Origin of the sequence: Thalassobaculum sp. OXR-137 (assembly GCF_034377285.1) — a bacterium.
Classification (GTDB): domain Bacteria; phylum Pseudomonadota; class Alphaproteobacteria; order Thalassobaculales; family Thalassobaculaceae; genus Thalassobaculum.
This window is the reverse complement of record NZ_CP139715.1, coordinates 3,446,136-3,458,688: the sequence shown is the minus strand read 5'-3', so window position 1 is coordinate 3,458,688 and position 12,553 is coordinate 3,446,136. Positions and strand designations below refer to the sequence as shown.

The 12,553-nt window shown below is 68.1% G+C and carries 8 protein-coding genes; 1 reads left to right on the top strand and 7 read right to left on the bottom strand.

From position 1 onward, the window contains the following. Positions 1-24 precede the first annotated feature (24 nt). From T8K17_RS16010 to T8K17_RS15990, 5 genes are all read right to left on the bottom strand, one after another. Positions 25-1,104 carry an Ldh family oxidoreductase gene (locus T8K17_RS16010; RefSeq protein WP_322330740.1) on the bottom strand — a complete coding sequence of 360 codons (1,080 nt, stop codon included), beginning with the start codon at positions 1,102-1,104 and terminating at the stop codon, positions 25-27. Continuing rightward, positions 1,101-1,997: an NAD(P)-dependent oxidoreductase gene (locus T8K17_RS16005; protein WP_322330739.1), complete on the bottom strand. Its 897-nt coding sequence runs from the start codon at positions 1,995-1,997 to the stop codon at positions 1,101-1,103. The genes T8K17_RS16010 and T8K17_RS16005 overlap by 4 nt, the downstream gene beginning before the upstream one ends. Before the next feature lie 55 nt (positions 1,998-2,052). Next, positions 2,053-2,517, bottom strand: a complete 465-nt coding sequence (locus tag T8K17_RS16000) for a tripartite tricarboxylate transporter TctB family protein (protein WP_322330738.1) — start codon at positions 2,515-2,517, stop codon at positions 2,053-2,055. Between the two features lie 10 nt (positions 2,518-2,527). Beyond that, the gene (locus T8K17_RS15995) at positions 2,528-3,475 is read right to left on the bottom strand and encodes a tripartite tricarboxylate transporter substrate binding protein (protein ID WP_322330737.1); all 948 of its coding nucleotides are present in this window, start codon (positions 3,473-3,475) and stop codon (positions 2,528-2,530) included. A 147-nt stretch (positions 3,476-3,622) separates the two neighbouring features. Beyond that, complete coding sequence (locus T8K17_RS15990; protein WP_322330736.1) at positions 3,623-4,294, bottom strand: RraA family protein; 672 nt, start codon at positions 4,292-4,294, stop codon at positions 3,623-3,625. Positions 4,295-4,436: 142 nt separating this feature from the next. On the opposite strand from T8K17_RS15990, the gene T8K17_RS15985 reads away from it, so the two are divergent. Beyond that, a complete protein-coding gene (locus tag T8K17_RS15985) occupies positions 4,437-5,342 on the top strand; it encodes a LysR family transcriptional regulator (RefSeq protein ID WP_322330735.1) in 906 nt (301 codons plus the stop codon). A 21-nt stretch (positions 5,343-5,363) separates the two neighbouring features. Here T8K17_RS15985 and T8K17_RS15980 read toward each other — a convergent pair whose 3' ends face one another. Both T8K17_RS15980 and T8K17_RS15975 read right to left on the bottom strand, forming a co-directional pair. Then, positions 5,364-11,399, bottom strand: coding sequence for a DUF4347 domain-containing protein (locus T8K17_RS15980; protein WP_322330734.1), 6,036 nt, complete (start codon positions 11,397-11,399; stop codon positions 5,364-5,366). Positions 11,400-11,807: 408 nt separating this feature from the next. Further along, positions 11,808-12,548 (bottom strand): response regulator transcription factor, encoded by a 741-nt coding sequence (locus T8K17_RS15975; RefSeq protein ID WP_322330733.1) that lies wholly within the window; start codon positions 12,546-12,548, stop codon positions 11,808-11,810. Positions 12,549-12,553 lie beyond the last annotated feature (5 nt).

Sequence of the window (12,553 nt, the reverse complement as noted above, 5' to 3'; positions counted from 1 at the left end):
GTCGTCCTCATCGCGTGCGGTCTGTCAGGAGGCGGCGTGCCGGGGGCCGGCCAGGGCCGGCACCCCGACCGAGGCGGCGGCCTGCGCCAATTCGTCGAGCACGTTCGCCGCCAGAGCGATGCCGTCGGCCAATGCCGCGGCGGCCTGCGCCGCTTCCGGCTCGCCGGGCAGCCGGATGGCGGACACCCCCTCGGCCAGCGGGCTGTCGCGCATCTCGGCGATGAGCCTGTCCATGCGCGCCGGAAAGGCGCCGCCGCCGGGAAGCGACTGCGGGGCGATGACCAGGAAGAAATGGCCGACATCCTGCGGTGTCTCGAAGTCGGAATAGAGGTTGCCGAGGCTGCCGGCAAAGCGCCCGCCGGACAGCACCCCGGACAGGATCTCCACCATCAGGGCAAGCCCGGAACCCTTGGCACCGGCCATCGGCAGCACCACCCCCTTCTCCGCCGTGGCGGCGTCGGTCGTCGGCCGGCCGTCGCTGTCCAGCGCCCAGCCGGCTGGGACCTGTTCTCCCCGTTTCGCCGCCTCCACGATCTTGCCGCGCGCGACCACGGAGGTGGCCATGTCCAGCAGGATCGCCGGCGCCCCCTCCCCGCCGCCCGCGGGTGCGCCGAAGGAGATCGGGTTGGTGCCGATCACCGCCCCCCGTCCGCCATGCACCGCCATGGAGGGCGGCGCGTTGGTCAGCGCGACCGCGAGACAGCCATTCGCCAGCGCCCGCTCCACATAGTAGGAGCCGGAGCCGTTGTGATTGCTATGGGCGACCGCGGCGACGCAGACGCCCTGCTCCCGCGCGGTCTCGATGGCGGCGTCCACCGCCCGCAGGCTGACCACCGGCCCGGGACCGTTGTCGCCGTCGACGGCGAGCAGCCCGGGGGCGGGTCTACAGATGGCGATGGAAGGCCGGGCCTTCACCGCCCCGCGGCGGATCCGTTCCAGATAGATCGGAATGCGCGTCAGCCCGTGCGAGGCATGGCCGCGCAGGTCGGCATGGATCAGCACGTCGGTGACCGTGGCCGCGTCCTCGGGGCTGAGGCCGCCGGCGGCGAAGACCTGTTCGGAGAACGCCCGTACCCGGGCGACCGGGAAGCGGGAGGCGCTCATCGCCGGGCCCCTGCGGCGGCACCGTTCAGCCGATCGTACAGCAGGCCCAGCGCGGCGCTGTCCAGCCCGCCCATGCCGTCAGCGCACAGCGCCTGCATCATCTGCTGGGCGAGGGTCGTGGCGGGCTGCGCCAGCCCGGAATGCCGCCCGACCGAGCAGGCGATCCCCAGATCCTTGTTCATCAGTTCGGCACGGAACCCGCCCTCGAGAGCACCGTCGAGGTAGCGCAGGGCATGGGCCTCCAGCACCCCGCTGCGGGCGGCACCGCTGGACAGGACCTCGCGCATCTGCCGGGGATCGACCCCGGCGGCGCGGACCAGGGCGATCGCCTCGCACACCCCCATGAGGTTCACCGCCACCATGAGCTGGTTGGCGGCCTTCACCGCCTGGCCGGAGCCGAGCGGTCCGAGATGATGGATGTGCCGGCCCATGGCCTCCAGAACCGGCCGCGCCCGCTCGATATCGGCGCTCTCGCCGCCGGTCATGATCGTCAGCGTACCCTCGGCGGCCCCCTTCGCACCGCCGCTGACCGGCGCGTCGACGATGCGCGCTCCGACCGCCGCCAGAACGGGAGCGAGGTCGCGGGCCTCGGCCGGGGCGATCGTGCTGCAATCGATCAGCAGCCCGTCGGTCCAGGGCCCGGCGGCGAGACCGTCAGGCCCCTCGACGACGCTGCGCAAGGCCGAGGCGTCCGGCAGACAGGTGACGACGATCTTGGCCAGACCCGCCAGGGCACGCGGATGTTCGCAGATCGTGGCGCCGGCGGCGCGGAACGCTCCGGCCGTGTCGGCGCGACGCACCACCGCGGCAAGCTCGAAGCCGGCCTTCAGGACGTTGCGGGCCATCCCGCCGCCCATCACTCCAAGGCCGATGAAGCCAATCGTTTCAGGCATCGCGTTGCTTTCTGAGGGTGCCGTCGCCGCCCTGGGACGACCGGGAAGCGGGCGGCTAGTTGAGGAAGGGTGCCGTGGGCAGGGGAACCATCAGGACCTTGCGCAGCAGCAGGTCGATGCCGACCGGCGCAGCGACGGCGATCGCCGCCGAGAGCACCGGGCGACCGGCGCGGAAGCAGGCGAAGGTCGCCGCCAGGAACAGGATCGCGGCGATCATGAACCCGATCTCGCGCAGGCCGAGGACGAAGGCCACGAGCAGCGCCATGAACAGCAGCGCGCGGCCCGGACCGGTCCTGTCCTCCGCCGGCCCGCTCCCGCCAGCGCCGGGCGCCACCGTCAGCATCACGCTGAACAGCAGCATCAGGGCGCCGGAGAAGTAGGGCACGAAGGTCGGGCCGACCGTGTAGAACTGGGCCCCGCCGCCGGTGAAGCGGTTCTCCTCCACTCCCGGTACCATCACCGCGAGGAAGACGGCGGAGGCGAGGCAGCCGACGATGCCGGCGATGCGGGTCCCGTTCATGGTCCTGGCCTCAGCTTCCCAGAGCCGCCGCGATCGAGGCGGACATGGACTGCATGGCCTTCTCGAAATCGGCGCCGTTCAGGTAGCCCGGGACGATCTTCGCCCGGCCGGCCAGGCTGGCGAAGGTCTCGCTCTCCATCGCCTTCTTGAAGCGCTCGTGCAGGTAGGCAACCACCTCGTCCGGCGTCGCCGCCGGCGCGACCAGGCCCTTCATGTTCTCCAGGTTCACGTTGTAGCCGAGCTCGCTCAGCGACTTCACGTCCGGGAGCTGTGCCGCCCGGTCGGAGGTGGTGGCCAGCGCGTTGACGTTGCCCGCCTCGCTCTGGGTCTGGGCATCGGCCGGGGTGAGGATCGTCATGTCCACATGGCCGCCCAGCAGGGCCGCCAGCGCCGGCGCGCCACCCTTGTAGGGGACGTGGGTCATCTTGATGCCCGCGTCCTTCTCCAGGACGAGGAAGGAGGAATGCAGAATACTGGCGGGGCCCGACGACCCGTAGGTCAGGGTGCCCGGCGCGATTTTCGCCTGCTCGACCACCTTGTCGATGCTGTCGAGACCGCTGCCCTTCTTGGTGACGATGACCATGTGCTCGCGGTTGACCCGGATGACGCCGCGGAACTGGTCGAGCTTGTAGTTGGTCTTCAGGTGGTTCGGCACCGAGGTGCTCTCGCTCCCGCCGGCGACCAGCAGGGTGTAGCCGTCGGGCTCCGCATTGGCGACCAGTTCGGCCGCGAGCGTGCCGGATGCGCCGGGGCGGTTCACCACCACCAGCGGCACCGGGAAGAATTCCTGGGCGGCCGACGCGATCAGCCGCGCGGTGGCGTCGGTGCCGCCGCCGGGGGCGAAGCCGACGACGATCTGGATCGGCCGTTCGGGCGTCCACTCGGCCTGGGCCGGGACGGCCAGGGCGACGGCCATCACCGCGGCACTGGCTGCCATGATCATTGTCTTGATACGCATCGATTTTCCTCCCTTGTATCACCGTCGCTCTTGGTGGCGCGGCGTCGTGAAGCGGCCGATCGGTGTCGCCGCGTGTGGACGGAGGAAATCGCCCCCGTCGAGAGCTCTGATCCGCGCGTCTGCTCCGGTCCCGGCCACCGCGCGCCGTTAGTCGGTGAAGCCGTTGGCGCGCAGGGTCGCGTCGACCCAGCTCCGGTCCCAGGTGCCGGCCTCGATATCCTTCAGAATGGCGGCCTCCTTGGCCTGCTGGGCCTGGGCGGCGGCGAGCAGCGCCTGTGCGCCGTCGGCCGGAATGGCCAGCACCCCGTCCATGTCGCCGACGACGATGTCGCCGGGATTGACCACCATGCCGCCGACCGAAATCGGCACGTTGATCTCGCCCGGACCGTCCTTGTACGGCCCGCGATGGGACACGCCGGCGGCGTAGACCGGAAAGCTGCCGGCCGACAGGGCGTCGAGGTCGCGCGCCGCACCGTCGACCACCATGCCGACCACGCCCCGGCTGCGGGCGTAGGACACCAGGAGTTCGCCGATGATCGCGTTGGTCAGGTCGCCACCGGCATCGACCACGATCACGTCCCCCTCGCGGGCCAGGTCGGCCGCCTTGTGGACCATCAGGTTGTCGCCGGGCCGGGCGCGCACGGTCAGCGCGTTGCCGGCCATGCCGCCGGATCGGTGCAGCGGCCGCAGACCGGCACCGCCGGCGAACATGCGGCCCATGTTGTCGCTGATGATCGCGGTCGGAATGCGCGAGAACGCGTCGACGAGGGTGCGGTCTGCCCGCCCGCAGTCGCGGACGATGCGGTAGCCCAACTTCATGAGGTCCTCCCAGGGACAAGGCGGTGTTCTTATCGTTGGGGAAACGCTAGGAGGTTGCCGGGCTATAGGTCCAATATATAATTTGACCTCTTATGATATCGAAATTGATATTATTGGTGGCGGGATTTGAAGGGACAGGGCGATGACGACCGTGCGGCTGCTCCGGGATTTCGTCGCCGTGGCCACCGACCTGCATTTCACCCGCGCGGCGGAACGGTTGCGGGTCCCCCAACCTGCGCTGAGCCGTAACATCCGGTTGTTGGAGGAGCAGTTGGAGGTGCGGCTGCTCGAGCGCACCCAGCGCAGCGTGAAGCTGACCACCGCAGGGCGCCTCTATCTGGATCGGGCTCTGCGGATCCTGGAGGAACTGGACCGCGCCGGGGTCGACGCGCGCCGGGCCAGCCTCGGCCATGCCGGGCGACTCAGCATCGGGTTCATCCACTCCTCGACCTACAGCGTGACCCCGATCATCCTGCAGCATTACCGCGCGCGGTATCCGGACGTAGAGCTGGTACTGAACGAGTTCACGATCTGGGACCAGATCCCGGCGCTGATCGACAACGTGATCGACGTGGGCATCCTGCGCCCGCCGGTGGACGACCCGCGGCTGGACACGATGGTGGTCCGCGACGAACGGTTCCTGATCGTGGTGCCGGTGCATCATCGGTTGTCCGGGGCCGGGTCGGCCTCGGTGCGGGATCTGCGGGCCGACGACTGGGTGTTCTTCTCGCAGCAGCGCAGCCCGTTGTTCCACTCCCGCATCACCGCCATGTGCGAGCGGGTCGGGTTCGCGCCGCGGGTCAAGCAGTATGCCACGCAGATCCACACGGTTCTCGGCCTGGTGCGCGCCGGGATCGGCATCGCCGTCATCCCCTCGGTGGCGCGCAATCTGATGATCCCGGATGTGGATTTCCTGGAGATCGAGGAACAGCCGGCGCCGGTTCAGGTGGCGCTGGCCTGGCGCCGCGACGATCAGTCCCAAATCGTACAGGCCTTCCGCGAGATCATTGCAGACCTCATCACCGGAGCACTGACACAAGAAAACTAGCGTCTGGTTGCGACGCTCGCCTCAGAAGAAGCCGAAATGGGTCTCCGTCAGGTCGGAGGTGTGGACACCGACCAGGCGGACGTAGTGGCCGCCCAGGTCGATCTCGACATCGCCATCGGCATTGTCGCTGGCCCGGGCGATGACGTCGGCCGCACTGGTGATGGCCTGGCCGTTGACGTTGGCCTGGATCATCAGCCGGTCGCCCTCGGCGACGTTGAAGTCGGCGACCACGTCGAAGCCGTTCAGGTCCTCGATATAGATCCGGTCGGCTCCGGCACCGGTATAGATCCAGTCGATGCCCTCGCCGCCGTAGAACGCGTCGTCCCCGGTGCCGCCCTCCAGCACGTCGAACGACCCGTCGTTGGTCCCGTCCTCGCTGGAGCGCCCGCCAGACAGGGTGTCGTCCCCCGCACCGCCGATCAGCGTGTCGGCCCCGTCGCCGCCCGACAGGGCGTCGTTGCCCGCACCGCCATACAGGGTGTCCTGGCCCTTGTTGCCGTTGAGCACGTCGTTACCGAGATTGCCGTACAGCAGGTCCTGGTGCTGGCCGCCATACAGGGTATCTGAGTCCTGACCGCCATAGAGCGTGTCGTAGCCCGCGTTGCCGTAGACCAAGTCGGCCGCCTGGTTGCCGTAGACGACATCCTGGTCCTGACCGCCATAGACCGTGTCCTCCTCGGTGCCCCCGAACACCCGGTCGTTGCTCTGGTTCCCGTAGAGGATGTCCTTGCCGCTGCCGGACCCGATGGTGTCGGCCCCGGCCCCGCCGAACAGGGTGTCGTCGCCGACGCCCAGCGAGATGAACTGGCTGCTCTCGTCGCCGGTGACGTAGTTGTCCCCGGCGCCGCCGGTGACCGTCGTCGAGCCCAGGACCGAGGCGAACTCGATATTGTCGAGCTGCAGGGTGGAGCCCGCCGGCATCTCGCGCATGTCGATGACGAAAGCCTCGGACTGCGGCGTACCGTCGGTCGGCTCGGTGCCGGCGATGACGATCGGCTCCGAGGTCGAGCCGGAGGTCGTGGTCGGGACGATCGTGCGCACGTCCAGGGACGTGTTTGTGCTCAGGTTGTTGAGGAAGGCCCGGGCACCGGTCGTCAATTGCGGGGTCGAGGGCGACCCGCGGCCCTCCACCGCCTGGACCAGGGTGTCCACGGCGTTGGCGCCGGACTGGGCGGTCGACGGACCTTCGGAGGTGAGGCTGGTCCCGGCCGGCAGGGTCGCGGTGACCACATTGCCGTTGTTGTTGGTGTTCTGCACGATCGGCGCCGAGCCGGTGCCGGAGCCCGTGTTGGTGATGGTCTCCGCGGTGGTCGTCCCGGGCCCGCCGGTGCCAGTGGTGGGGGTCGTCGGAGTGACGACGACATTGGGGGTACCGCCGCCTCCCGACGACCCGCCACCACCGCTCCCCCCGGAGCAGCCGCCCCCGGAATCGCCGCCGCCGGAGGACGGGGCGACCAGGGTGATGATGGTATCGGTGCCGTCGTAGCTGGCACTCCAGGTGCCGCTGGCGGCGCTGATGCCGGTGAGAGACAGGGTGTCGGAGCCGCCAAGGGACATGGTCGCGGATGCGGCATTCCCGTTGAGGGCGCTGAGATCGGCATCCTTGACGACAAGGCTGTCGCCGACCGCGAAGTCGGCGATCGTGTCGCCGCCGAGTTCGTCGGCCTTGCCGGAGAAGGTGTCGTTCCCGGCGCCGCCGCTCAGGAGGTTGTCATTGTCTCCGCTACCCAGCCCAGACGGGCGGGTCACAAACAGAAGATCGTCGCCCGCGCCGCCGATGAGCGTATCGTTGTCATGGCCCGCATACAGCGTATCCGCATCGTCGCCCCCGAAGAGGACGTTGTTGTCTTCATTGCCGTACAGGATATCCCTGCCGGCACCGCCCGACAGGGTGTCGTCGCCGATTTCGCCGGAGAGAACATCATTGCCGGCCCCACCCTTCAGGACGTCATTGCCATTGCCGCCGCTGAACGTATCGTTCCCGGCGCCGCCATACATCGTGTCCGCGCCGAGGTAGCCGATCAGGCTGTCGTCGCCGATGCCGCCCGACAGGATGTCGTCGCCACTACCGCCGGAAAGCCGGTCATCGCCTGCGCCGCCCCTGAGGGTATCTGCACCCACGCCGCCGATTACGGTGTCGTTATCGGCGCCGCCGGTGAAGTCGAAGGTGCCGTCGCGCTCGTTCATGCCGTTCCAATTGACCGCATCGTCGCTGCCCGAGGCGTCTACCGTCAGGGTCTTGCCGGCACCGACCGTGGCGTTGTGGGTGGTGATCTTCTGCACACCGCCGGTGATCGTGATCGTCTCGACGTTGGTTAGGGTGGTGGCGCTGAAGGTCACCTCTTGCCCCGCCGAGAGGGTCAGCGTGTCGTCGCCGTCCCCGCCATCGATCGTATCGTTGGCACCTAGCGCATTTTCTGCCCCCGCGGTGATCCGATCGTCGCCTGCCGTCAGCGTGGGGGCGTCGACACCGGCCGTCAGGGCGACCGGCGGTGCGAGCAGGGTGATGGTGGTGTTGCCGGTGCCGTCGTCATAGACGGCGGCGAAATCGCCGATGGCGTCGGTGATCCCGGTCAGCGTCAGCACGCCGCCATCCACCGCGATCGTGCCCGCCGCATCTTGTCCGTTGAGGGAGGAGAGGTTCGCGCCGGTGACGACGATGCTGTCGCCGGCGGCGAAGTCCTGGATCGTGTCGCCTTTGAGTTCGCCCGCCGAACCGGAGAACACGTCGCTTCCGGCGCCGCCGTTCAGCGTGTCGACATCGGCACCGCCATACAGCGTGTCGGCACCGGCACCGCCGGAGAGCGTGTCGGCCCCGTTGCCGCCGGACAGCACGTCCGCTCCGCCCTGAGCGACAAGGAAGTCATTTCCGATGCCTCCATCAAGCGTGTCGGCTTCGCCGCCGGCGATGAGCGTATCGTCATCGGCGCCGCCGGAGAGCGTGCTGCTGCCGGAACCGCCCTGGAGGTTGTCCGAACCCGCGCCGCCCAGCAGCAGGCCCCCGCCGTCATCGCCAGAAAGAGTGTCGTTGCCGATGCCCCCATCGAGCGTGTCGGCGCCCGCGCCGCCGGAGAGCAGGTCCGCACCCGCGCCGCCGGAGAGCAGGTCCGCCTCCGTCCCGCCGAAGAACGTGTCGTTGCCGGTGCCGCCGAGCAGCGTGTCGGCGCCGGCGCCGCCATACGCCAGGTCCGCCCCCGTCTTGCCGTTCACCACGTCGTCGCCGGCGCCGCCTGAGAGCGTGTCGGCGGCCGCACCGCCGATCAGGGTATCGGCGGCCTGGCTGCCGGTGATGACGAAGCTGCCGTCGGTTTCCGCGCTGCCGTCCCAGGTGACCGAGTCCGAGCTGGCCGAGGCGTTCACGGTCAGGGTCTCGCCGTCGGCGACCGTGGCGTCGTTGGTGGTGATGTTCTGGGTGCCGGCGGTGATGGTCACCGTCTCGACATTGGTCAGGGTGGTGGCGGTGAACGTCACGTCCTGCGTCGCCGAGAGGATCAGCATGTCGTTGCCGTCCCCGCCGTCAATCGTATCGTCGGCTTTCAGGGTACCGTCGCCTGCCGCGATCCGATCGTCGCCTGCCGTCAGCGTCGGGTTGTCCGGACCAGTCGTCAGGGCGACCGGCGCGACCAGGGTGACCGTGGTCCTGTTGCCGTCGTAGCTGGCACTCCAGGTGCCGCTGGCATCGCTGATGCCGGTGAGAGACAGGGTGTAGGAGCCGCCAAGGGAGATCGTTGCCGCGGCTGCCTTGCCGTTCAGCGACTCGCTGAAATCGAGGCCCGTGACGACAAGTCTGTCGCCGACCGCGAAGTCGGCGATCGTGTCGCCGTCTAAATCGAAGGTAGAGCCGGTGAAGGTGTCGTTACCGGCGCCGCCGCTCAGGAGATTGTCATTGTCTCCACTAGACGGACTCCTGGTGCTTACGATGAGAAGATCGTCGCCCGCACCACCGACGAGCGTATCGTTCCCGTAATCGGCATACAGCGTATCCATGCCGGCCCCACCCGAGAGGTGGTCGTCACCGTCGTTTCCGTAGAGTAGATCGCTGTCCGCGCCCCCCTTCAGGACGTCATTATCCTTGCCGCCGCTGAGCGTGTCGGCACCGGCGCCGCCAGACAGCTCGTCCGCCTCGTCGTTGCCTTGAAGACTGTCGTTGCCGTCACCGCCGGAGAGCGTGTCCGCACCTCTGCCGCCGCTGAGCGTGTCGGCACCGGCGCCGCCCTCCAAGAGGTCCGCATCGTTGCCGCCGTCCAAGCTGTCATCGCCTGCGCCACCCCTGAGGGTATCTGCACCCACGCCGCCGATTAGGGTGTCGTTATCAGCGCCGCCCTCCAGGAGGTCCGCACCGTGACCACCGTGCAAGCTATCATCGCCTGTGCCGCCGCTCAGGGTCTCGGCACCGGCGCCGCCGAGCAGGGTATCGGCACCGTCGCCGCCCTCCAGGCGGGCCGAACCGTCACCGCCCTCCAAGCGATCATCGCCTGCGCCACCGATCAGGGTATCGGCATCCGCGCCGCCGACCAGAGTATCCGCACCGTCGCCGCCCTCCAGGAGGTCCGCGCCGTCGTTACCTTGCAAGCTATCATTACCTGCGCCGCCCCTGAGGGTATCGGCACCGGTGCCGCCGCGCAGGGTGTCGTTATCGGCGCCACCCTCCAAGAGGTCCGAACCGTCACCACCGAACAGGCTGTCGTTGCCGGCGCCGCCGATCAAGGTATCGGCGGCCTGGCTGCCGGTGATGGAGAATGTGCCGTCGAGTTCCGCGCTGCCGTCCCAGGTGACCGAGGCCGTGCTGGCCGAGGCATTCACGGTCAGGGTCTCGCCATCGGCGACCGTGGCATCGTTGGTGGTGATGTTCTGGGTGCCGGCGGTGATGGTCACCGTCTCGACATTGGTCAGGGTGGTGGCGGTGAACGTCACGTCCTGCGCCGCCGAGAGGGTCAGCACATCGTTGCCGTCGCCGCCGTCGATCGTATCGTCGGCTTTCAGGGTACCGTCGCCTGCCGTGATCCGATCGTCGCCTGCCGTCAGCGTCGGGTTGTCCGGACCAGTCGTCAGGGCGACCGGCGCGACCAGGGTGATGACGGTTGCGTCGGCGACGCTGTAATAGACCGCTGCAAACGTGCCACTGGCGGAGGAGATGCCGGTCAGCGTCAGCACGCCGCCATCCACCGCGATCGTGCCCGCCGCCGCCTGTCCGTTGAGGGAAGAGAGGTCCGTGTAGTTGACGTAGATGCTGTCGCCGACGGCGAAGTCGGCGATCGTGTCCCCTTTCAGCTCACCCACAATGCCGGAGAACCTGTCGTTGCCGGCACCGCCCTCCAGAAGGTCCGAACCGGCGCCGCCGGAGAGCGCGTCGTCGCCAACCCCGCCGTACAGGGCGTCGTCGCCGCCGCCGCCAGAGAGCGTGTCGTTGCCGCCAAGGCCGTTCAAGGTGTCGTTGTCTGCGGCCCCCCACATGAGGTCGGCATCGCTAGTGCCGGTCAGCTCGTCTTCGCCGGGAAAACCCGGAAAGCTCGCCAGCACACCCGGATACGCCGCCCGCGCCTCGGAGGCGAAGATCGGTGCCGCCGCGACACCGCTCAGGGTCCGCAGATCCCACGCGCCGCCCAGCTCTGCCGCCCCGACCGGACCGGCCGAGGCCGCGACCGGCACGCCGAGCGCCAGTTCCAGCGCCTCGACGAAGGCACGGCCGGCCGTCCCCTCGGCCACCGAGCAGCCGTAGAGCACGACCTCGGCCTCCGGTGCCAGGCGATCGGCGATCGCCGCCAGGGCGTCGGCGTCCCGCGCCAGGGTCCCGCGGCTCACGCTCTCGCCGGCAAGCAGCAGGGCACCGGCCGTACCGTGGCTCAACAGATGGAGGGCGGCGATCCCGGTCCTCCCGCGCAGGGCCTCGGCGATCTGCGCGAGCCCGGACCGGCCGGCGGCCAGACGAACGACCGGCATCTCCTCCAGCCCCGTCAGCAGCAGGTCGGCATGGTCGACGGCGGCATCGACGATCAGCACCTGGGACGGCTGGAACGGAACGGGGTTCAGGTGCTCGGAGCGAGAACGTGCGGTCATGACGTCAGCCTTCAATGCCGGCTCGCCCCAGCCTCGGGGACAGCATCCCCGGTGCCGATCCGCACAGGGCAAATCGGCTTGAAGCGAGCAAAAATGGGTTTATCCGGGCCAGTCGAGACCAAGGCCCCTACATAGTGACAATGAAGTAATATCCTTCATATAAATAAGCAAATATCTTTGTGGCGATTATATCCTATGGAAGTAAAATGTCACAAAGTGTCACATCAATAGAGTTGACACGGAAAATTTAAATACATTGTTATTTAATATTATCAATTAATGAGAAAATACAAATTTCATCATTGTATAGGGGATTGGGTGATGTTTTTATTTTACACCACTTAATAACTACGAGTTAATATTATCGAGGTCTTGCGCCCAGGAAACAAGCCGCCGGCGCGGCCCGCCTTATAGAGGCCCCGTGGGCTCGCCCAGGCGATGAAACGATCCTGGAACGAAATAGCCCTCGCCCTGGGCCGAGCCGATCGGCGCCTCCCAGCCGAGTTCGGTAATCACCTTGCGCCGCAGCCTGCTCACAAGTTGATCCACATACCGGTGATCGCGAAGCTGGTCGCTCTTGCCCATATGCCTGCCGATGAGATGACGCATCACCGGCGCGCCGGGCGTCCGGGACAGCAGGTCCATAACCTTCATCTCCGCCCGCGTGAGGCGCATGGCCGCCCCCGTCGGGGTCATCAGCCGCCACGTCGCCAGATCGAGCTGCCAGGCCATCTCCGCCGGCCCCTGGTCCGCGGCCGGCCGCTGGTCCCGGTGCCGTTTCAGCGCGGCGATCACGGCGGCCAGTTCGGCGTAGTTCACCGGCTTGACCAGATAGACGTCCGCCCCGGTCTCGTAGCCCAGGATCCGGTCCTCGACGCGGGACCGGGCCGTGGTGACGACGATGCCGATGGAGATCCGTTGCCGGCGGAGCCGCTTTGCGATCTCGATCCCGTCCTCGTGCGGCAGGCCGAGATCGAGGACGATCACGTCGGCCGGCGCGTCCTGCAGCATCCGTTCAAGGCCGCCGCCATCGGCGACGCCGCGCACGGAAAACCCGTGACGGGACAGGTAATCGCAGACCTCCTCGCGGATCGCGTCCTCGTCTTCCACGACGATCACGGCCAGGCCGGTATCCTTGTGGTCGTCCATCATGC